Genomic DNA, 21159 nt, shown 5'->3' with positions numbered 1-21159 from the left:
CGCTTCGTCGGACGGCGGTTGCGTCGGCGCGGCGCGCTGGGCCCGCTGTGTCCAGCGCCGTTCGACGCCGGCCAGTCGCCCGTACGCCGGCGGCCGCGCCCCACACCACCGGCCGCGGCGCCGCTGCCGGCCATCACCCTCAGGGTCCCCTCGGTCGCGGTGTCGAAGCCGATCCCGAAGGGAAGGCCGAGCGGGAACATCTGGCCGGGGCGGGAGACCGAGCGGGTGAACCGTCCCAGGAAACGGCTCGGGGCGGGGCGCCCGCGCGGGGGAGCGGCCCGTGGTCCGGGGCAGCGGGTCAGTAGTCCAAGGACGAGAGGAAGGTGTGCAGTTCGCCGTCGAAGAGCGCGGTGTTCTCCAGGTTGACCATATGGGCCGCCCCCGGTATGCGGACTCTTCGGGCGCCGGGGACGGCCAGCGCTATCGCATGGGCGTTGGCGGAGATGTCCGCACTGTCGAGATCGCCGTCGAACACGACCGTCGGCACCCGGATCTCACCCAGCCGGTCCGCGGCCCCGACTTCGAGGGGCATACCGGCGCCCAGCCCGTCGGCATGCACCTCCACATTGGCCGCCGCCGAAGCGCGCATCCGCTCACGGAACCCCGGGTGCACGGCGGAGGGTTCGCGGTGCGGTCCGTCCACCCACATCCGCAGAAAGTGCTCGACATAGCGCTCCGCTCCGTCCGGTGCGCCGATCGCCGCCACCTGCTCCTTGATGTGCGCCAGGATGAACGGATCGGTGAACGGGCGGCCGCTGATCCCGGGGGAGGCGAGGGCGAGGGCCGTCACCCGGTCCGGGTGGGCGATGGCGGTGTCGAGCGCCACCCGCGCACCGTGTGAGAGGCCGACGAGGACGGCGCGGGGGACTTCAAGCGCGTCGAGCAGGGCGCACAGGTCGTCGTGGTTGGCGTAGTCACCGGCCACGGTGGAGGAGAGGCCGTGGCCGCGCGCGTCGTAGCGGATCGCGCGCAGACCGGAGTTCACCAGCCAGGCGAACTGCTCGTCCCACATGTGCTGGTCGAGCATGCCGCCGTGCAGCAGCACCACCGCGGGACCCGATCCGGCCGTCTCGTAGAACAGCTCGCCGTCGTCGATCGGCACAAGGCCGTTGTCGATCTCGGACCAGGCGGTGATTGCGCGGGTCATTCTCCGGACCGTCCTTCGTGTGTGCGCTGCGGTGGGGCGCCGGGCGGGATGTCGCTGCCGTCGCGATTGTCGCTACCAGGACGAGTATCGCAATTGCCGTGACTGTCGGTTTCCTCCGGTGGTACGGGTGAGCCGTTCGCCAGGTGCCGGAACTCCTCGCCGAGTCGGTCGAGTACATGGAGCGCGGTGCGGACGTCTTCGGCGGGCAGGTCGGCCAGTCGCCGACGCAGCTCCGTCGCCTCGAACTCCTGGATCCCGCGTATCGCTGCCGAGCCCTCGGCGGTGAGCTCGATCAGGGACGAGCGGCGGTGTGCGGGATTGGGGGCGGTCACGACCAGGCCCAGTTCCATGGCGTGGTTCACCCAGCGCTGCACCGGCTGCCGGTCCAGCCCCATCGACCGCGCCAACTGCGGTACGGTCCGGGGGCCTTCGGCGCGCAGTGCGTCCAGCAGCGCATGTTCGCCGGCGGTCATGCCGGTGTCCTTCAGCTCGCGCTCCACCGCGCGGACGACCGTGCGGTGCAGCGGCCACAGTCGCCGGATGACCTCGTACAGCAGGTCGCTGGAGTCCGCTTCGGCGCTGCTCATGCTGCTGCTCGTGCCGGTGCTCATGCCGGCGGTCGTACCCGTCATGCCTGTCATGCCCGACATGCTTTCCCCTTCGATTCCCCCTCGATGACACTCATGATGTCATGATGACATCGCTGATGTCGTTTGAGAAGGGGCTTGGCGCGGAAAGGAGTTGAGGAGTCCGGCGGGTGTGCCGGGCCGGTGTGGTCGAGGAGCGAGCGAAAGGCGGGACGGCGGATGAAGGCCGGGCTGTTGCGTACGGTCGGTGTGGCCACGGCGGTGTACGGCGCGGCGGTGACGGCGGTGCCCGACCTGCTGGCGCGGCCTTCGGGGCTGGCCGACGAGGAGGGGCGGACCGCGCGGGCGACCCGGACCTCGCTGCGTCCGCTGGCGTGGCGGGACGCGGTGAGCGGGCTGGTGCTGGCGCTGGCGCCCGAGGGGCCGGCGCTGCGTACCGCCGCCTGTGTGCGGATCGCGGCGGACTTCGGGGACGCCGTACTCCTCGGTGCGACGCTGCCGCGGGACCGGAGGTGCAAGGCGGTGGCGGTGTCCCTGGGGTGGGGCGCGCTGTCGGTGGTGGGCCTGCTGGCCGGCGGAGGACGGAAGGGGGAGGAGGGAGGGGGAAGCGACAGGGGTAAGGCGGCAGGGGTAAAGCGACGGGGGAAGGCGGCAGGGTAGCGGAGAGCGGAGAGCGGAGAGCGGAGAGCGGAGGGAACGGCGCGCCAGGAGCGTCGGTTATGCGTCCTGCGGGGGTGGCGCCTCTTCGGGGGTGAAGGTGATGACGAGGTTGGCGCGGGCGCGAGTCGCCGCCACGACACGGGCGTTGGCCTCGTCCGAGGCGTGGACGAACCGCTCGGCTTCGGGGCGCGGACGCCCGAAGCGCTCATGGCGGTCGACCAGGCGCCGGATCCGTTCCGGGGCGTCCAGCTCCACGTACCAGATCTCGTCGAGCAGCCCGCGCAGCCGTGACCAGGGGGCGGAGTCGAGAAGGAGGTAGTTGCCCTCGGTGATGACGAGCGGGATGTGGGGTGCCACGGCGATGCTGCCGGCGACCGGCTCCTCGATACGGCGGTCGAAGGCCGGGGCGTAGACGGCGGTGTCCGCTTCGGGAGCGCGCAGGCGGGCCAGCAGTGCCGCGTACCCGGCGGGGTCGAAGGTGTCCGGTGCGCCCTTGCGCTCCGTGCGGCCGAGGCGGCGCAACTCCGCCTCGGCGAGGTGGAATCCGTCCATCGGTACGAGCGCTGCCTGCCCGGTCAGCTCCGCGACCAGGTGGGCGGCGAGCGTGGACTTACCGGCGCCGGGCGGGCCGGTGATGCCGAGCAGCCGGCGCCGCGTGGGGGTGGCGGTGGCGGCGAGCCGACGGGCGCGGGAGAGGAGGTGCCGGGGATCCATGGTGCGTCCATCGTGCCTGATCGGCGACGGGACGGCGGCCGCCTCCGAGGGTGCGGACCGGTGCGGCGGTGCCATTCCGACGGCGGCAGGCCGGGTGGCGGTGGGAGAGCCACCACCACCCGGCCTGCCGGGACAGCCGGATCGGACGGTCCGCCGAGATCAGACCACCGGGGCCGGGTAGGTGGGGTACTCCACCCCGGAGACGTGCTGGACGACGCGGACGACCTGGCAGGAGTAGCCGAACTCGTTGTCGTACCAGAGGTAGAGGATCGCGTTGTCGCCCTCGACCTTGGTGGCGCCGGCGTCCACGATCGAGGCGTGGCGCGAGCCGATGAAGTCGCTGGAGACCGCGTCGGGGGCGCTGATGAAGTCGATCTGGCGCTTGAGCGGCGAGGCCAGCGAGACATCGCGGAGGTAGTCGAGGACCTCCTCGCGGTTCGTCTCGCGCGCCAGCTGGAGGTTGAGGATCGCGATCGAGACGTCCGGCACCGGGACGCGGATCGAGCTGCCGGTGATCTTCGCGTCGAGGTCGGGCAGCGCCTTGGCGACCGCGGAGGCGGCACCGGTCTCGGTGATGACCATGTTGAGCGGCGCCGAGCGGCCACGGCGGTCGGAATTGTGGTAATTGTCCAGCAGGTTCTGGTCGTTGGTGAACGAGTGGACGGTCTCCACGTGGCCGCGCAGGACGCCGTACTCGTCCGCCATCGCCTTCAGCGGCGGGACGATCGCGTTGGTGGTGCAGGACGCGCAGGACAGGATCTGCTCGTCCGGCTTGATCATGTCGTGGTTGACGCCGTGCACAATGTTGGGGACGTCGCCCTTGCCCGGCGCGGTCAGGACGACCTTGTCGACGCCGGGGCGCAGGTGCTTCGACAGGCCCTCGCGGTCGCGCCACTTGCCGGTGTTGTCGATGAGGATGGCGTTCTTGATGCCGTACGCCGTGTAGTCGACCTCTGACGGGTTGTTGGCGTAGATCACCTTGATCTCGTTGCCGTTGGCGACGATCGTGCTGTTCGCCTCGTCGACGGTGATCGTGCCCTGGAACTGGCCGTGGATGGAGTCGCGGCGCAGCAGGGAGGCGCGCTTGACGATGTCCTGGTCGCCGCCCTGGCGGACGACGATGGCGCGCAGGCGCAGGCCGTTGCCGGAGCCGGCCTTCTCGATGAGCAGGCGGGCGACGAGGCGGCCGATGCGGCCGAAGCCGTAGAGGACGACGTCGCGCGGCTCGCGGCGCTCGATCTTGTTCTCGCCCATGGCGCCTGCGACGGCCTCGGCGGTGAACTCCTCCACCGACAGACCGCGGTCGTCGCTCTTGTGCGTCGCGGCGAGCATGCCGATGTCGATCTGGGACGGACCGAGATCGAGCGTGGTGAGGGCCTGAAGGAACGGCAGCGTCTCGGTGACCGAAAGTTCCTCACCGGCGATCTGCCGGGCGAACCGGTGGGTCTTGAGGATGCTGACCACCGACTTGTTCACCAAGGAGCGGCTGTGGAGGAGGACGGTGACGTCCCGCTCCCGGTGCAGCTTCCCGATGATCGGGATCATCGACTCCGCGATCTCTTCGCGGTTCTTCCAGTTGGTGAACGAGTCGTCGTTGACAGTCACAGGTTTATCTTTCGAGCTAGGCGGCGCTCATATGCTAACCCGTCCGTCGGTTTGCTCATTCATGGGGGCAAGGTGAGGGGAGTGCGGTGGTCCGGCCGCGCGGCCGCACCAGGGCAGGGGAAGTCGCCATGGGGTGCGAGATGCCCGGATTTGCTGGCATTTGACCGCCGTTGGTTCTGGTTCTGACTCAGCTCTGACTGCCCTGACTACGCTGACTCTGGTTCTGGAGCTGGTTGTGAGGCTGGGGGTGTGGGCGCTGCTAGCGGTCGGCGATGCCCAGGCGCCACAGGGAGGTGACCTCGGCTGCGCGGGCCACATGGAGGGGGTCGGAGGTGTCGCGGGCGCGCGGATGGCGCGGGGTGATGTCGAGCCGGCCCAGGACCGTGAGGCCGGACGTGGCGAAGGCGTCGAGGAGTTCGGTGTGCGGGCGCAGGCCGAGGTGCTCCGCGAGGTCGGAGAGGATCAGCCAGCCCTCGCCGTCCGGGGTGAGATGGTCCGCGAGGCCCTTCAGGAAGCCGTACAGCATGCGGTTGCCCGGGTCGTAGACCGCGCGCTCCACCGGGGAGGTCGGTTTCGCGGGCACCCACGGGGGATTGCACACGACCAGCGGGGCGCGGCCGGCCGGGAACAGATCGGCCTCGACCACCTCCACCTGCCCGGCCACACCCAGCCGTTCGGTGTTCTCCCGGGCGCAGGCCAGCGCGCGCGGGTCCTGGTCGGTGGCCACCACCCTGCGTACCCCGCGCCGGGCGAGCACCGAGGCCAGTACGCCGGTGCCGGTGCCGATGTCGAACGCGAGCTCCTGGGAGGGCAGCGGCGCCTCGGCGACCAGGTCGACATACTCGCCGCGGGCCGGTGAGAAGACGCCGTAGTGGGGATGGATGCGGTCGCCGCCGAGCGCCGGGATCTCCACGCCCTTCTTGCGCCATTCGTTGGCGCCGATGAGCGCGAGGAGTTCACGCAGCGAGACGAGGGTGGCGGCCGGGGCGGCGTCCTCGCCGGCACCGGGGGCCTCGCCGGCGTTCTCGGCGTCGCGAGGGGCCTCCACCGGGGCGGTCTCCGCGGGTCCGTACGCCCTGGTGCAGGCCTCGCGGACGTCGGGGGCGCGATGCAGCGGGACGCCGTAGTCCGCATCGAGCGGGACCAGCAGCATGCCCAGGATGCGGGCGCGTTGGTTCTGCGCGGCGCGGTGCAGATGGAACGCCTGGGTCACGTCGGCCGGCAGCGCCTTACGGGGGCGGCGGTCGATCCGGCGGGCCATGGCCGTCAGCAGCTGGCGGGCGTTGTGGAAGTCGCCGCGCCACAGCAGCGCGGTGCCCTCGCAGGCGAGTTTGTACGCCTCGTCGGCCCGCATCCGGTCGTCCGCGATGACGAGGCGCCGCGGTGGCGGAGAGCCGTTCTCGGAGCGCCAGCGGGCGGAGCGGGGCCGGTCGGCCTCGGTCCATTCGACGACCGGGGGTGGGTTCACCGAAAAGTGCCTCGCGTCTGTGGTTCGGGCCCTTCCGTGGACGCCGCTGGGCCGCGGCGCCCGGCCGGCCCCGCGGTGCGCGGCGGTGCGCGCGGGGGTGGCGGCGGGCGGGGTGTGGGACCGTCGACTTTACTCCGTAGCGGCATCGCGGCTGGTCGGGCCCGCGCGGTCGAGCGGCGGGACCGGGCCGACGGGGCCGGCGGCTGCCGGAACGGGTCAGGCGATGCCGAACGCCTCGGCGTAGCGCACCGTGCCGCGCGGGGGCAGGGAGCCGTCCAGGGAGAGCGCCAGGAAAGCCTCGTCCGGCCAGGGCTGCGGGGGCCGGATGCCGAAGCGGGAGGCGGCGGGTTCGAATCCGAAGCGTGGGTAATACGGCGGATGGCCGAGCACGATCGCGGTCCGCTCACCGGCCGACCGGGCCGCCTCCAGGAGCGCACGGATCACCGCACCGCCCGCGCCCGACTTCTGATGCCCGGGCAGCACCGCGCACGGGGCGAGCGCCACCGCGGGGACCTCGTCGATATGACAGCGCGTCAGCAGTGCATGGGCGGCCGTGGTGCCGTCCGGTGCGTCGGCGACATACGACAGCCCGGGCAGCCAGGCCGCCGGGTCGCGGCGCAGGGCGTCGACGAGATCCGCCTCTTCGGCCGTGGGGAAGGCGGCGAGGTGGATCCGGCGGACGGCCGCCGTGTCATCGGCGGTTTCGGGGCGGGCGTGCCAGGTGCCGGGGGCGGTGGACCGGGTTGCCGGGGTGCGTGCCGGGCCGGCGCCGGTGGCCCCCGTCCCGGCGGACCCGTCCGCGCCGCCGGTTTCGCTCGTACCGCCGTTCTCACTCGTACCGCCGGTTTCGTGCGCGCCGCCGTTGCCGCTCGTGCCGCTCATGCGCGTCATCGTTGCAGCCGGGTCTGACAGTCGGCCACGGGTTTTCGCCCGGCCCCGTCAGCGGTCCGGCCCTCAGCGGTCCGGCCCTCAGCGGTCCGGCCCTCAGCGGTCCGTGCCGTCAGTGCGCCGTACGCCGTTCCGGCCGCCGCATCAGGAACGCCGCGGCCGATCCCGCGGCGAAGAGGGCGAGCACGGAGAGCGCGGTGCTCAGCCAGGACGTGCCGAGCCAGTGGCCGCCGAAGTAGCCGAGGCTCACGCTGTAGGCGGCCCAGGCGAGGCCGGCCAGGGCGGACCAGGGAAGGAACTCGCGGACCGTACGGTGCGCGACGCCGGCGCCCAGGCTGACCACCGACCGCCCGGCGGGCGCGAAGCGGGCGAGGACGACGATGCCGCCACCGCCGCGCTTCAGGGCCGTGCCGAGTCGCCGCTGCGCCGCGGCCAGACGGCGGGAGCGGCCGATGGCCCGGTCGAAGCGGTCGCCGCCCCGCCAGGCGAGCCGGTAGGCGACCATGTCTCCCAGCACCGAGGCGGTGGCCGCGCACAGCACCAGGGAGAGCATCTGCGCCAGGTGGGCACCGCCGTGGACGGACGCGGTGGCACCGACGCGGCCGACCGCATCGGCCGCGGTGCTGGTGCCGGCGGCCGTGGTGGCCGCGGCGATCACCAGGACCCCGCTGGGCAGGATCGGGACGAACACATCGAGAACGATCGAGAGACTGACGATCACATACACCCAAGGGGTGCCGCTGAGGGACCCCAGGCTCTCCAGCAACGTCCTTCTCCCCGTCCGGACCCGCCGCGACGTCGCTCGGTGCGGCAGGGGCGGCTCTACAGCCATACAGCGTACGCCTGGCCCTGCGGCGGGGTGGCCCGGGGTGGGAAATATCCGGTTGCTCCGGTCCCGCCGTCTGTCGCCCGCCGCCCGCGGATACGCCACGGCCCGTACGGCAGAGGTGCCGTACGGGCCGTGCCCTGCGCCGGAGTTCGGTCAGACGGCGGACGGCTCCCGCGCGGCGGCCGGGGCGGCCGCGTCCTGCTCGTCCCCGCCGAAGAAGACGCGGTCGAGGGCCCAGGCGCCGGGGCCGGTGAAGAAGAGCAGCAGGAAGGCCCAGCAGAACAACACGGAGGCCTCGCCGCCGTTCTGGATCGGCCACAGCGCCGTGCCCTGGTGGACGGAGAAGTACGCGTACGCCATCGAGCCGGAGCTGACCAGCGCCGCGGCGCGGGTGCCGAGGCCGAGGAGGACGAGGAGGCCGCCGGCCAGCTGGATCACCGCGGCGTACCAGCCGGGCCAGGCGCCGGTGGGCAAAGTGCCGCCCTGTCCCATCGCGCCGCCCAGCACGCCGAAGAGCGAGGAGGCGCCGTGGCAGGCGAAGAGCAGTCCGATGACCACGCGGAAGAGCGCCAGCGCGTGCGGGGTCGCTCGCTGGGTGAACGAGTTCAAGGATGCCGACATGTGGGGACTCCTACGGCTACTGGGGACGTTATGACCGTGGAGGCATAGGTTAGGGACACCTAACAATACTTGCAAGTTCAAGCTTTGCTCATATGGGGTCTTTGGTCCGAACCAGCAGCGCCCGACGTCACCGCGCCCGGACCCACCACACTCAGCCACTCCGGGCCGCCCGTTGCCGCGGCTCCCACCGCCGCCCGCAGCGCCGCCCGCGCCACCGCATCCGTATCGGCCAAGGTGACCGACCCCACGCCAGGGCGCGCCCCCGCCGCCGTCACCCAGTGCACGCCCTCCGTCGGCACCCCGACCGCGAACCGCCGCGGGTGGCGCCGCCCGTCGGCCTCGACGAGGTGGTACGGGCTCGGCGACACATCGAGCCCGCCGGTCTCATAGCCGTCCACCACATGCGGCCGACAGCCGCCCTCGGCCAGCAGCCCGGCCAGCAACGCGTCCCCGGTGCGGCGCAGATCCGGCTCCGGCAGCCGCGCCTCGATCAGCGCGTCGGCCGTCACCTCCGATCCCGGCACGTCGGGGGAGTACGCGGTGAAACCTGGCCCGTGGCCGTCGCCGGCGCCGGTACGGACCGTCATCCGGGGCCCGACCACCTCCAGCACGCCCGCCTCGATCAGCGCCGCCATCTCCGCTGTGCGGCGCCGCGGCGGGCCGATGGAGAGAAAGGCGTTCAACGGGGTGTACCAGCGGTCCAGATGGTCCCGGCGGGAGGCACCCGCCAGCCCGCCGTGATCGACGATCTGCCGCAGTTCGTTGCGCAGATCCCGCAGCACGTCGAGGGCCGCCTTCACCGGCCCGGACACATTGCCCTGCCGGGCGTGCGCGATGTCCTGGCGCAGATGGTCAAGCAGCCACTCCCGGAAGGCGGTGCGGCCGCTGAACGAGCGTCCCGTGTGCGGCCGGGAGACCCGGTCCCAGTCCCAGCGTTCGGCGGGCGCGATTCCGAACGCGTCCAGGGCGGCCGCCTCTTCAGGGCTGCGGTGCGCGCTCCCCAGGAAGCGCTCCCGGAAGCGGTCACGGAACGAGTCGCCCAGCGCCGGGTCGCTCCAGTCGCCGCCCGCCTCCCGCCGCACCAGCAGCGCCTCGTAATAGACCGTCTCCACTTCCTTGGCCACCAGGGGCCAGACCTCCGTCAGGAAGTCGGGCAGATCGCCGGAGTCGGCACGCTTGCGGAAGGCGGCTATCACATCCGGGGTGAGCAGCAGCGGCAGATGCCGGCCGTGCGCGCCCTTCGCGTTGTCGCCCCGCGCGTGGTACGGGATGCCGCGCCGGGAGCCCGCGTACAGCCGCGGCTCACGCCCGGACGGCAGATACTTCAGCCCGCCGTCCGCACCGCGGACGAACCGGCCGCCGCGGGCCTCGGTCAGCAGCGCCATGTGATCGAAGAAGTTGAGGCCGAGACCGCGCAGAAGGACGGGCCGGCCCGGGGCCAGCTCCGCCAGTTCGGCGGTCAGGTCCGCGGGGTTGGCCGGCGGCAGATAGTGCAGACCGTGCCCGGCGGCGTACGCGGCCAGGCGCCGTTGCTCGGCCCCAGGAGCGGCCGGCAGATGGCCCTGGGCAAGGACCACCGCCCCCAGGCCGGTCAGCGTCCGCCCGTCGTCGAGGGTGAGCGCCTGGGTGCCGTCGGGCGCCTCGGTCAGCCGTACCGCGCGGGCGGCGTGCGGGACGACGGTCACCTCCTCGGGGGCGGTGCGCACGGTGCGGCGGAACACCCACTCCAGATAGCGGCCGTACAGCGCGCGCCCCGGATAGTCGTCCGGTCCGACGTCGCTCCCCTCCCAGGCGTACAGGCTCGGCCCGGTACGTATCGGCCCTGCGCACTCGACGCTCTCGTCGGTGAACAGCGTGACCTGCGACGCCACGGTGTTCATCAGCAACTCGGGCGGCTGGGCGGTGCGCCACACCTGGCCGGCGCCGGGCGGGGCGGGGTCGATGACATGGACGGTCAGGCGGGCGCCGGGGGCCAGTTCGGGGGCCGAGGCGCAGATCCGCTCCAGCACGCTCGTTCCGCGCGGCCCCGCGCCGACGACGGCGATGGCGGGGCGGGGGTGGCGGGCGGCGATGTGGTCGGCGGCCAAGTGGGGCTCTCCCTGAGGCGGCGGACGGCCGGCGCGCCCAGGCGCGCGGTCGCCCGAAAGGGGGGACGAGGGGCAAACGTGCGCCCCATCATCACCGCCGAACCCGCCTCAACAGCACCCGAGTGGGCAAAGACATACGCCACATCCACAGGCCCGCCGCAGACCCGCCGCAGGCCGGTCACCGGACGGCAGCGGGCCGCACCGCCGCCTGCCTGCGCCGAAGCGTCCGCCTCATCCCCGCTTCGGCCGGTCGGTCCCCGGGACAGACGCGTGCGGACCACCGGATTCCGTGGCAATCCGCGCACCGGTCGCCCCATCCCGCCAGACCGTGACGAGCCGGACGTCGCCCCGTTCGTCCCGACGGGCCTGATCGAGGGCGATCCGTGCCGTACGGCCCGCCAGCGTCAGCGTCATCAGCTGATTGCCGAACCAAGGGCCGCCCGTACGCCGCCACTTCACCGACGGCCGGCGGAGCCGCCCGTGCCGGGCCAGCAGCGTCCCCAGCCGCCGGCCGGTCCGGCTCCAGCCGAACCGGAAGCCGGCCTGGAGCGGGCCGGGGATGCTGTTGTGGACGGGGGAGCAGGTCAGCTGGAGCACCCGGCTCGTGGGCCGCGCTCCGGGGTCGCGCCAGTGCGGCTCCGCCACGTACGCATGGTGGACGTCCCCGGACAGCACACAGACCGTCGCCGGGGCACCGGATCCGGAGCCCGCCTCGGCGATCAGATCGGTGAGCGCGGCGAACGAAGCGGGGAACGCCGCCCAGTGCTCCAGATCGGCCCGCTGGCGGAGGGATTCGCCGATCCGCGCCCAGCGGGGGCCGCGCTCACCGGCGCACAGCGCGGCGTTCCAGCCCTCCGCGGCATGGATGAGCTGCGGCATCAGCCAGGGCAGCGAACTGCCGAGCAGCAGGTGGTCGTAGCCGTCCCGCTCCTCCAGTACGGCCTGCCGCAGCCATTCGCCCGTGGTCTTGTCGAGCATCGCGCGACTGCCCTCGTCCAGGACGCGGGTGGTGCGGGTGTCGATCATGACCAGGCGCACCCGGCCGAAGTCGCGGCGGTAGCTCCAGCGCGCAACCGCCGGATCGGCGTTCGCACCGGCCGCGAACTCCCGCACCAGGTCCGTGCCGTCGGCCGCCGCCCGCACCCGGGCGTACAGCTCGTCGGCGGCCAGTGCGGCGGGCGAGAGATTGCCCAGGTGCTGGTGGACCCAGTACGACATCAGGCCGCCCAGTATCCGCTCGTGCCACCAGGGGGCCGCGCGCATCCGGGCCAGCCAGGCGGCGGAGGTGTTCCAGTCGTCGATCACATCGTGGTCGTCGAAGATCATGCAGCTGGGGACCGTGGACAGCAGCCAGCGGACCTCCGGATCGAGCCAGGATTCGTAGTAGAGGTGGGTGTACTCCTCGTAGTCGGCGACCTGCTTCCACGGCGGCTCGTCGAGGTCGCGGCGGCCGGCCAGCACCCGTACGGTCGCCTCGGAGGTCTGGTCGGCGTAGACCTGGTCACCCAGCAGGAGCAGGACGTCCGGGCGTGGGCGGGCGGGATCGGCGGCCAGCGCGGTGGCGAGGGCGTCCAGCGCGTCCGGGCCGACCGGGTCATGGGCGGCCTTCGAGGGCTTCGCGGACCAGCGGCAGGAGCCGAAGGCGATGCTCAGCGGGTCCTCTCCGGAGGCGGGGAGGGTACGGATGGTGCTCTCCGGGAAGTGCCCTTCGGGCAGCGGCCAGACCTGCTGTTCGTCCAGCAGGACCTGGTAGGGCGTCTCGCTCCCGGGCGTCAGGCCGGTCACCGGGACCAGCGCGTAGTGGTGCCCGGCCACCTGCCAGGTGCGGTCCGTGCCGCCCGCCCCGTCCGCGCAGCGGATCCGCACCGTACAGGGCCGGTCGGTCTCCACCCATACCGTCGCGCTCTCCGCGTCGACGTACCGCAGCAGCGGTCCCAAGCGCAGTCCGGCCATCGGCGCCTCCCGTTGTCGTGCGTCAGAGGATAGGAGCACAACGGGAGCGGAGGGGGGCCGGGTGGGGCGGCGCGCCCGCCGGCCGGTGGTTTCCGGTCGACGGGCGCGCGGGTCCGTCAGTGCGCGGACGCGCGTGTCCGGTGGCCGGGGCCCGCGCATCCGTGGGCCCGGCCGGGGATCAGCACCCGTCCAGGATCTTCTTCAGTGCGGCCTTCTCCGCGGAGTCCGCGGTCATGCCGTACTCGTGCTTGACCCACACCCACATCCGGGCGTACTCGCAGTGGTACGAGGCCTTCGGCGGCAGCCACTTGGCCGGGTCCTGGTCGCCCTTCTCCTGATTGACGTTGTCGGTGACGGCGATCAGCTGGGAGTGCGTCAGGTCGTTGGCGAGCTCCTGACGGCGCTCGGTGGTCCACTGCGCGGCGCCCGACTTCCAGGCCTCCGACAGCGGTATGACGTGGTCGATGTCGACATCGGCGGGATTTGTCCAGGTCGCGTCGTCGTAGGGCGAGACCCAGGTGCCGCTGACCGCCGCACAGGAGCCGCCCTGCTGGACGTCCTTGCCGTCGCGCTTGAGCACCACCTCGCGGGTGTTGCAGCCGTCCCCCTGGTCGATCCAGTGCGGGAACTTGTCGCGGCTGTAGCCGTCCTGCGGGCCCTCGGGCTGCTCCTTGATCTCGGTGAGGTACGTCCGGGCGGTGGCGACGTCCGGCGGGCTGGGCGGCGCCGCCTGGGCGGACTGGCTGCTCAGCACCAGCGTGCAGAACAGGGCCGCGGCCGAACCCGCGGCGATGGAAACTCGACGCGCGTAGACCTTTGACCTGGTCTTTGCCATCGGAACTCCCTTGAAGTGGGGGGAAGTTGACGTTCGGTGCCGGGCCCATGGTGACGCTGTGGGGTTTCCATGGAGTGGGCACCAGGTAACAGGGTGACGACATGCCCACGTCAGTTTCAAGGGTTTGAGGGAGTGTCATAAGTGCACAACGGCACTCCGGTTGCTGCGCACCGGCGCATGCGCCGGGGGTTCATCGCCCTACAGTGAGCGCGTGCTGCTGCCGGTCAACGCCACCCTCGGGGTCGTCCTCGCCGTCCTGCTGGTCGCCGCCGTGGCCGTCGCCGCACTGGCGCGCCTCGGCCATGCCCGGGCCATCGCCGTCGCCGGACTGCGCGCGGCCGCCCAACTCGCCGCCGTCTCCTACCTCATCGGCTGGGTGGTGCACGCCCTCCCCCGGCTGCTCTGTTTCCTCCTGCTGATGTTCGCGGTGGCAGTACGGACCGCCGGCCGCCGGATCACCCAGAACCGCACCTGGTGGTGGGCCGCCGCGCCGATCGCCACAGGGGTCGCCCCGGTCGTCGGTCTGCTGCTGGCGACCGGCCTGGTACCTCCGCGCGGAATCACCCTGATCCCCGTCACCGGCATCCTCATCGGCGGCGCGCTGACCGCCACCGTGCTGGGCGGGCGACGGGCACTGGACGAGCTGGAGACCAGGCGCGGCGAGTTCGAGGCGGGTCTCGCCCTCGGGCTGCTGGACCGCGACGCCCGGATGGAGGTCGCCCGCCCGGCCGCGTCCGACGCGCTGCTGCCCGGGCTCGACCAGACCCGGACCGTGGGACTCGTCACCCTGCCCGGAGCCTTCGTCGGCATGCTGCTGGGCGGCGCCTCGCCCGTACAGGCAGGAGCGGTGCAGCTGTTCGTGCTGGTCGCGCTGCTTGCGGTGCAGGCGGTGGCGTGCGCGGTGGTACTGGAGCTGGTCGCGCGCGGCCGACTGCACCGCGTACCCTTGACGACAGCAGAAGGGGAGTAGCTCTCTGCCGGACCGTCGACATACTGCCCTCCCTCGCGGGGGCCGGCGCCCGGAGCGCGTTACGGAGACGTACCGCGCCAGCGAGACCTTCGGCCGCAGTGTTCGACGCTGCCGTGCCGAAGCGACCCCTTTCCCGGGCCCCTTTTGGTGCGGCCCGACCGATCGAGGTATGCCACCCCGTGTTCAGTTTCACCGTCGCCGCCGTCGTGTTCGGCGTCATCTTCCTTGCCGAACTGCCCGACAAGACCGCTCTGGCCGGTCTGATGCTCGGCACCCGCTACCGCGCCTCGTACGTCTTCGCCGGGGTCGCGGCCGCCTTCCTCGTCCATGTCGCGCTCGCGATCGCCGCGGGCAGCGTGCTGACGCTGCTTCCGCACCGCGTCGTCCAGGGCGTGGTCGGAGTGCTCTTCCTGGTGGGCGCCGCCGTCCTGCTGTTCAGGAAGGACGAGGACGAGGAGGAGGTCAAGAGCCCCGCCGACCAGAGCTTCTGGAAGGTCGCCGGTGCGGGCTTCACGATGATCCTGGTCGCCGAGTTCGGCGATCTCACCCAGATCATGACCGCCAACCTCGCCGCCCGTTACGACGACCCCCTCTCGGTCGCGGCCGGCGCCGTACTGGCCCTGTGGGCGGTGGCCGGCCTGGGCATCCTGGGCGGCCGCACCCTGATGAAGCACGTCCCCCTCCGCCTCATCACCAAGATCGCGGCGGGCGTGATGGCCTTGCTGGGAGGGTTCAGCCTCTTTGAGGCTTTGGGGGGTTGAGGCGTTTTTCCTGCCGTCCGGAAGTTTTCCTGCCGTCCTGGTTTTTCCTGCCGTCCTGGTTTTTCCCCGCCGCCCACCCCCCTTCGGGGGGTGGGCGGGTGTAGTGGAGCGGTTGCGTGAAGCGGAGCGGCGGAGCGGCGGGGGGACAGGGGTTCAGGGCTACGGTGCGTGGCAGTCGGCCCGTGGAGGGGGCGGGGGCGGGGCGCACGGCACCGCCTTCCCGGTCTTACGCGGCAGGCCCGGCCCCGCCTGGTCGCGGTCCGGGCGCGGCTGCTCCGGCTTGGGTCAGGCGGGCTCGGGTGCGCTGTCGATGTGCACCGCGATCGTGCCGTCCGCCTGTGCCTCGACCCGTATCTGGGTGAGATCGCGCACCTGGGCCGTGGGTGCGAACGCCGCCGCGCGGTCGCCGACGCCGACCACCCGCATTCCGGCCGCCCGGCCCGCCTCGATGCCCGCCTCGGAGTCCTCGAAGACCAGGCAGTCCTCAGGGGAGAAGCCCAGCTCGGCGGCGCCCTTGAGGAAGCCCTCCGGGTCCGGCTTGCTGGCGCTCACATTCTCCGCGGTGATCCGTATTGCGGGCATGGGCAGTCCGGCGGCGTCCATCCGTGCGTCGGAGAGCGGTACGTCGGCGGAGGTCACCAGGGCGTGCGGCAGCCCGGCGAGGGCGGCCATGAAGGCGGGGGCGCCGGGGACCGGCACCACGCCGTCCGTGTCGGCGGTCTCCTGCTCCAGCATCCGGCGGTTGTCGGCCAGATTGAGCTCCATCGGGCGGTCCGGCAGCAGCGCGGCCATCGTGGCCCAGCCCTGCCGGCCGTGTACGACCTTGAGGACCTCGTCCGCGTCCAGCCCCTGATCGGCCGCCCAGCGGCGCCAGCAGCGCTCGACGACGGCCTCCGAGTTCACGATCGTGCTGTCCATGTCCAGCAGCAGGGCGCGGGCGGTGAGCGTGGTGGTTGCCGTCATCGGCGGGGCTCCTGGGCGCTATGGGCGAACGGACGGGCGGACCCACGTCGGCGGGCGTGGTGGACGACCGGCAACGACCGGCAAAAGCCGACCAGCAAGAAGACAAGCGGCTCCGCCCGCCGGTCAGGGAGTGCGGGCGGAACCACTTTGTTTCTTCACGATACAAAACTTTCCCGGGTCTCGACAACCGGGCCTGGTCAGCGGCGCCCCGAGCCCCCGTCCTACGGGGCTCCTGCCCGTCTCCTACGCCCCCTCGGTACGCGACTCCAGCGACGCCCGGGTCCAGGTGCCGTAGACGCCGTCCGGGTCGCCCGTGACGCCGTAGGCCTGCTGGTAGCGCGCTACGGCGCTCCGTACGTCCGCGTCGTACCGGCCGTCCGCCGCACCCGGATAGAGCGCCAGCTGCCGCAGCCGCCCCTGTAGTTCCACCACCTCGGGGCCGCTGGAGCCCTCACGCAGCACGGTCGGCCCGGTGGGTGCGGTGCTGGGGTCGTGGCCACCGGGGGAGGCGGTGACGGTGCCGGAAACCTGGGTGGGGGCGGGCGGACGAGGCTTCGGGGTCCGGTAGAGCCTGACGGTCGCCTTGGGGGTGCCGAGGCCGGTCGCGGTGGGGGAGGGGGAGGGAGAAGCGGCCGTGGGGGTGGGGGTCGTGGAGGGGGACGAAGGGGTGTGGCTCGGCGCGGGGGAGGGGGTGTCGGTGTCGGGGGAGGTGGCGGTGGGGGAGGCGGCGCCGCCGTCGGGGGGAGCCGCCCGGTCCTGTTTTCCCCCGGACAGCAGATCGGTGCTGATCATGACCGCGGTGACGGCCGCTGCGGCTCCGGCGGCCGCCAGTACGGCGGGCAGTGCCCGCTTGCGGCGAGGAGTGGCGGGGGCGGCGGCGGAGGCCGTGGAGGGGGCTGCGGCCCTGGTGGGCGGCGCCGAGGGGGCTGCGGCCCTGGTGGAGGGCGTGGAGGGGGCGGCGGCCCCGGCGGAGGTGCGGGGCGTCGGCTCCTCGGGGTCCGAGCGGAAGGTCCGCGAGGTCGGGCCGAGGTGGCGGCGTACCCGGGGCGCCAAGGGCTGGGGTTCGGCGGCGTCGGCCGGCCCGGCCGGCAGCGGGCCGGCGGCGGACGGCGCGGAGACGGCCCCGTAGGCCGCCGCATCCATCCCGGTCTCGTACGACCCCGCATCCATCCCGGCCCCGTACCCCGCCGCATCCACCCCGGCCAAGTCCTCATCCCCGTCCCGGCCCCACTCCCACTGCCCCTCCCACTGCCCCTTCCCGTCCCCTTCCCCGTCCCCGTCCGGCAGTGACACGTACGGCCGTATGTGCAGCGGCTCGAAGTCCTCCGCGTCGAGGGCCGCGCACAGACAGGTCGGCCGGCCGTCGCCGCGTACCGGGGCGAAGCAGTGCGGGCAGGTCCGTAAAGCCGTCACGAGTGGTCCCCTCTCTGGAGGTCGCGAACAGTCGGCGGCTGTACAGGGGCGGATTATCCAGAGGTGCTGCCCGGTCGCGCAGGCGTTCGGAGGCATCGGCCCGGCGTACCCCGGGTGTCTTCCGCGCGACGGGGGATGTCGATCGGTGCTCGGCGGGCCATATCCGGCGGAACCGCCCAGGATGGAATAAGCCCGATGGCCCGGATGGTGGTACGCAACCCGTACGGGCAAACCCAGGAACAGGAGTGGAACAGGAGGAGACGCACATGGCGCAGGACACCAGCGCTCCTGCCGTCCCCGGCGAGGACCGGTCCCAGCGGACGGTCCTCGTCGCGATCGGCGCGCTGCTGCTCGGCCTGCTCATCGCGGCGCTCGACCAGACCATCGTCGCCACCGCGCTGCCCACGATCGTCAGCGACCTCGGCGGCCTGAACCACCTCTCCTGGGTGGTCACCGCCTACCTGCTGGCCGCGACGGCCGCGACGCCCCTCTGGGGCAAGCTCGGTGACCAGTACGGCCGCAAGAAGCTCTTCCAGACCGCCATCGTGATCTTCCTGATCGGCTCGGTGCTCTGCGGTATCGCGCAGAACATGGGCGAGCTGATCGCCTTCCGTGCCCTCCAGGGGCTGGGCGGCGGTGGCCTGATCGTGCTGTCGATGGCGATCGTCGGCGACATCGTGCCGCCCCGTGAACGGGGTAAGTACCAGGGCCTGTTCGGTGCCGTCTTCGGCGGTACGAGCGTGCTCGGCCCGCTGCTCGGCGGGCTGTTCGTGGACCACCTCAGCTGGCGCTGGGTGTTCTACATCAACGTCCCCGTCGGCATCGTCGCCCTCGCCGTGATCGCCGCCGTGCTGCACATCCCGCGCCGCCGCACCCCGCACCGGATCGACTACCTGGGCACCGGCGTGATCGCCGCGGTCGCCGCCTGCTTCGTCCTGATGACCTCGCTCGGCGGCGTCACCTACCCCTGGGGCTCCTGGCAGACCATCGGCTTCGGTGTGCTCGGCGTCGTCCTGCTCGGGGCGTTCGTCCTCATCGAGCGCCGGGCAGCGGAGCCCGTCATTCCGCTGCGGCTGTTCCGATTGCGCACCTTTACGCTCAGCGCCGTCATCGGGTTCATCGTCGGCTTCGCAATGTTCGGCTCGATGACGTACCTGCCGACGTTCCTCCAGGTCGTACAGGGCGTGACGCCGACCATGTCCGGTGTGCACATGCTGCCGATGGTGCTCGGCATGCTGGTGGCCTCCACCGGCTCCGGGCAGATCGTCAGCCGCACCGGCCACTACAAGGTCTTCCCGATCGCCGGCACCGGCATCGTGGCGGTCGGCCTGCTGCTTCTGCACCGGCTCGACCCGGCCAGCAGCGTCGCCGAGATGAGCACCTGCTTCTTCGTCTTCGGTTTCGGGCTCGGCCTGGTCATGCAGGTGCTGGTGCTCATCGTGCAGAACGCCGTGGCCTATCAGGACCTCGGCGTCGCCACCTCCGGCGCCACGTTCTTCCGCTCCATCGGCGCCTCGTTCGGCGTCTCCATCTTCGGCACGCTCTTCGCCAACCAGCTCGGCCCACGGATCGCGGATGCGCTCGCCGGGCAGCAACTGCCGCCGGGCGTCGCCCCGTCGAAGATCGCCGAGGATCCGCGGACCGTCGCCCAGCTGCCGGCCCGCCAGGCCGCCGGTGTCCTCAACGCCTACTCCGTGTCGATCACCGATGTCTTCCTCTACGCCGTCCCGGTCGTCCTGGTGGCGTTCGTGCTGGCCTGGTACCTCCGGGAGGAGCCACTGCGCAGCAGCGTGACCGCGCCCGACACCAGCGAGGTGCTCTCCTCCAACCCCGTCGAGCGGTCCTCGCGCGAGGAGTGCGCTCGCGCGCTGTCCAAACTCGGCAGCATGGAGGGCCGTAAGCACATCTACGAGAAGATCACCGCACGGGCCGGCCTGGACCTCAAACCGGCTGCCAGTTGGCTGCTTCTGCGCATCCATCGCTACGGCTTGGTGGAACCGGCGCTGCTCGCCGAACGCAGCACGGTGCCGCTCGGTGTGATCGCCGAGAGCGTCCGCCAGGTCGAGGAGCGCGGACTGGCCGCCCGCGACGGGCTGATGCTGCTGCTCACCGACCGCGGCCGGGAGGTCGCGGAGCGGCTCTCGGCGGCCCGCCAGCAGTCGCTCGCCCAGATGCTCGGCGACTGGTGGACCGAGGACCGGCCCACCGACCTCACCGAACTCGTCCAGGAGCTGACGGCGGAGCTGTGCGGTTCGGACGCGGAGGAGCCGCACAACGGTGACGCCCGCCCACACGTCCCGCGCACGCCTCCGCGCACTCCGCGGCCGCCGGACCTCGCCAAGTAGGCGCGTCCGTCGGGCCGTTCGGGGTACGACGGACTGCGATGGAACGCCGTAGAACGCCGCAGAACGCGGCAGAACACGGCGGAGCGCGGCGGAATACGAGGGAGTGCGACGGCAGGAGTGTCTATGCGGGCAGCGGGCCCGAGGGGTCCCCGTCCAGCCGCTTCTCGAAGAAGATCTCCGCGTACTTGTCCTGGTGGTACGGGGCGATCTCGCGGAAGCCGTGCCGCCGGTAGAGCGCGATGGCCTCCACGAGGTCCAGGCGGGTGTCCAGCCGGATCCGCTCGGCGCCCAGCTGCGCCGCGACCCGTTCGGCGGCGGTCAGCAGCCCGCCCGCCGCGCCCAGACCGCGCAGTCCGGACCGTACGAACATCTGCTTCAGCTCGGCGGTACGGGCGTCCAGCAGCCGCACGCCGACACACCCCGCCACGTCCTCGTCCCGCCGGATACCGTCCCGTTGGCCACTGCCCGGTCGGCCACCACCCGCTCGCTCACTGCCCGGTTGGCCACCACCCGCTCGCTCACTGCCCGGTTGGCCACCGCCCGCTCGCTCACCGTCCGGTTGGCCACCACCCGCTGGTTCACCGTCCCGACGGGCCACCAGCAGTACGCCGTTGGGCGGCATCAGATCGGCGCTGGGGTACTCCGCCAGCCCCTCGTCGATCTCCTCGGGAGTCGAGCCGCGGCCCTCGTACAGCGCGAAGTAGCGGTCCGCCACTTCGGTGTAGTACTCCCGGAGCAGCGCTCTCGCGTCCGGAGAGTCGACCGGCTCGGGGGCGACGGCCCAGGGGAGCCGAAGGGCGGCGGCATCACTCATGGGCGCCTATGGTGCGGGCGGGGCGGTCCACGGTGCAACGGAATTGAGCGATGCCGCCAATAGGGGCCAGTAGCGGCCAGTAGGGGCCACTAGGGGCCGGCAGGGCGGGGGAGACGGAGTGGTCAGGCCTGCTTGGGGCCCGCCTGCTGGACCACCTCGAAGGACCACAGCGTGGAGCCGGACGCGGCGGGCTTGGGCCGCTCCCCGCCCTCGGCACCGCCGCCGCCCTGGTGTGCGGCCTTCATCGGGCCCTCCATCCAGGCCTGGAAGGCCGCCTCGTCCCGCCAGCGGGTGTAGACGAGGTACTGGTCGGTGCCCTCGACCGGGCGCAGCAGTTCGAACCACTCGAAGCCGTCCGAGGAGTCCACCGTGCCCGCGCGGGACGCGAAGCGCTTCTCCAGGACCTCGCGCTGCTCGGTGGGGACGGTCAGAACGTTGATCTTCACGATGCTCATGGCGCCTATCGTGCCGTACGGGAGAAAAGGCGCCCAGGCCGAGG

19 protein-coding genes and 1 pseudogene are annotated in these 21159 nt (G+C 72.2%); 4 read left to right on the top strand and 16 right to left on the bottom strand.

All coding sequences use genetic code 11. From position 1 onward, the window contains the following. Positions 1–107: 107 nt before the first annotated feature. From ACZ55A_RS03415 to ACZ55A_RS03405, 3 genes and pseudogenes are all read right to left on the bottom strand, one after another. Positions 108–248 (bottom strand): annotated as a pseudogene (locus ACZ55A_RS03415) (HoxN/HupN/NixA family nickel/cobalt transporter); the annotation flags it as partial. Between the two features lie 50 nt (positions 249–298). Then, on the bottom strand, positions 299–1147 hold the full coding sequence (locus tag ACZ55A_RS03410) for an alpha/beta fold hydrolase (protein ID WP_468832440.1): 849 nt from the start codon (positions 1145–1147) through the stop codon (positions 299–301). Continuing rightward, complete coding sequence (locus ACZ55A_RS03405) at positions 1144–1788, bottom strand: MarR family winged helix-turn-helix transcriptional regulator (RefSeq protein ID WP_468832437.1); 645 nt, start codon at positions 1786–1788, stop codon at positions 1144–1146. The genes ACZ55A_RS03410 and ACZ55A_RS03405 overlap by 4 nt, the downstream gene beginning before the upstream one ends. Before the next feature lie 165 nt (positions 1789–1953). Between ACZ55A_RS03405 and ACZ55A_RS03400 the strand changes: the two genes are divergently transcribed. Next, positions 1954–2394, top strand: a complete 441-nt coding sequence (locus ACZ55A_RS03400) for a hypothetical protein (protein WP_468832435.1) — start codon at positions 1954–1956, stop codon at positions 2392–2394. Positions 2395–2451: 57 nt separating this feature from the next. Here ACZ55A_RS03400 and ACZ55A_RS03395 read toward each other — a convergent pair whose 3' ends face one another. The 9 genes from ACZ55A_RS03395 to ACZ55A_RS03355 all read right to left on the bottom strand — a co-directional run bounded on the left by ACZ55A_RS03395 (position 2452) and on the right by ACZ55A_RS03355 (position 13394). Next, positions 2452–3108, bottom strand: a complete 657-nt coding sequence (locus tag ACZ55A_RS03395; RefSeq protein ID WP_468832432.1) for a nucleoside/nucleotide kinase family protein — start codon at positions 3106–3108, stop codon at positions 2452–2454. Positions 3109–3267: 159 nt separating this feature from the next. Beyond that, positions 3268–4713, bottom strand: coding sequence for a glyceraldehyde-3-phosphate dehydrogenase (locus tag ACZ55A_RS03390; RefSeq protein ID WP_468832429.1), 1446 nt, complete (start codon positions 4711–4713; stop codon positions 3268–3270). A 259-nt stretch (positions 4714–4972) separates the two neighbouring features. Beyond that, the gene (locus ACZ55A_RS03385; RefSeq protein WP_468832425.1) at positions 4973–6181 is read right to left on the bottom strand and encodes a methyltransferase; all 1209 of its coding nucleotides are present in this window, start codon (positions 6179–6181) and stop codon (positions 4973–4975) included. Between the two features lie 216 nt (positions 6182–6397). Further along, entirely contained in the window at positions 6398–6853 is a 456-nt protein-coding gene (locus ACZ55A_RS03380) for a GNAT family N-acetyltransferase (RefSeq protein ID WP_468834601.1), read from the bottom strand. A gap of 328 nt (positions 6854–7181) precedes the next feature. Continuing rightward, positions 7182–7835: a DedA family protein gene (locus tag ACZ55A_RS03375; protein ID WP_468832422.1), complete on the bottom strand. Its 654-nt coding sequence runs from the start codon at positions 7833–7835 to the stop codon at positions 7182–7184. 216 nt (positions 7836–8051) lie between these two features. Then, positions 8052–8519 carry a DoxX family protein gene (locus ACZ55A_RS03370; protein WP_468832419.1) on the bottom strand — a complete coding sequence of 156 codons (468 nt, stop codon included), beginning with the start codon at positions 8517–8519 and terminating at the stop codon, positions 8052–8054. Between the two features lie 77 nt (positions 8520–8596). Next, entirely contained in the window at positions 8597–10606 is a 2010-nt protein-coding gene (locus ACZ55A_RS03365; protein ID WP_468832415.1) for an FAD/NAD(P)-binding protein, read from the bottom strand. A 231-nt stretch (positions 10607–10837) separates the two neighbouring features. Then, entirely contained in the window at positions 10838–12559 is a 1722-nt protein-coding gene (locus ACZ55A_RS03360) for an alkaline phosphatase D family protein (RefSeq protein WP_468832412.1), read from the bottom strand. A gap of 178 nt (positions 12560–12737) precedes the next feature. Continuing rightward, on the bottom strand, positions 12738–13394 hold the full coding sequence (locus ACZ55A_RS03355) for an HNH endonuclease family protein (RefSeq protein ID WP_468832409.1): 657 nt from the start codon (positions 13392–13394) through the stop codon (positions 12738–12740). Positions 13395–13605: 211 nt separating this feature from the next. Here ACZ55A_RS03355 and ACZ55A_RS03350 point away from each other — a divergent pair, with 211 nt between their 5' ends. Then, positions 13606–14364 carry an ABC transporter permease gene (locus tag ACZ55A_RS03350; RefSeq protein ID WP_468832407.1) on the top strand — a complete coding sequence of 253 codons (759 nt, stop codon included), beginning with the start codon at positions 13606–13608 and terminating at the stop codon, positions 14362–14364. Positions 14365–14543: 179 nt separating this feature from the next. Further along, positions 14544–15125: a TMEM165/GDT1 family protein gene (locus ACZ55A_RS03345; RefSeq protein WP_468832404.1), complete on the top strand. Its 582-nt coding sequence runs from the start codon at positions 14544–14546 to the stop codon at positions 15123–15125. Between the two features lie 285 nt (positions 15126–15410). Here ACZ55A_RS03345 and ACZ55A_RS03340 read toward each other — a convergent pair whose 3' ends face one another. Continuing rightward, positions 15411–16088 (bottom strand): HAD-IA family hydrolase, encoded by a 678-nt coding sequence (locus ACZ55A_RS03340; protein WP_468832401.1) that lies wholly within the window; start codon positions 16086–16088, stop codon positions 15411–15413. 243 nt (positions 16089–16331) lie between these two features. Continuing rightward, positions 16332–17501: a peptidoglycan-binding domain-containing protein gene (locus ACZ55A_RS03335; protein WP_468832398.1), complete on the bottom strand. Its 1170-nt coding sequence runs from the start codon at positions 17499–17501 to the stop codon at positions 16332–16334. Positions 17502–17767: 266 nt separating this feature from the next. On the opposite strand from ACZ55A_RS03335, the gene ACZ55A_RS03330 reads away from it, so the two are divergent. Beyond that, positions 17768–19846, top strand: a complete 2079-nt coding sequence (locus ACZ55A_RS03330; protein ID WP_468832394.1) for a DHA2 family efflux MFS transporter permease subunit — start codon at positions 17768–17770, stop codon at positions 19844–19846. Between the two features lie 121 nt (positions 19847–19967). On the opposite strand, the gene ACZ55A_RS03325 is transcribed toward ACZ55A_RS03330, so the two are convergent. Both ACZ55A_RS03325 and ACZ55A_RS03320 read right to left on the bottom strand, forming a co-directional pair. Beyond that, the gene (locus ACZ55A_RS03325) at positions 19968–20660 is read right to left on the bottom strand and encodes a GNAT family N-acetyltransferase (RefSeq protein WP_468832390.1); all 693 of its coding nucleotides are present in this window, start codon (positions 20658–20660) and stop codon (positions 19968–19970) included. Between the two features lie 122 nt (positions 20661–20782). Beyond that, positions 20783–21115 carry an antibiotic biosynthesis monooxygenase family protein gene (locus ACZ55A_RS03320; RefSeq protein ID WP_468832387.1) on the bottom strand — a complete coding sequence of 111 codons (333 nt, stop codon included), beginning with the start codon at positions 21113–21115 and terminating at the stop codon, positions 20783–20785. Positions 21116–21159 lie beyond the last annotated feature (44 nt).

This window comes from Streptomyces sp. NPDC034111, assembly GCF_055575375.1.
Note: the sequence above shows the minus strand (reverse complement) of the source record. Positions and strands in the feature narration are given on the sequence as shown.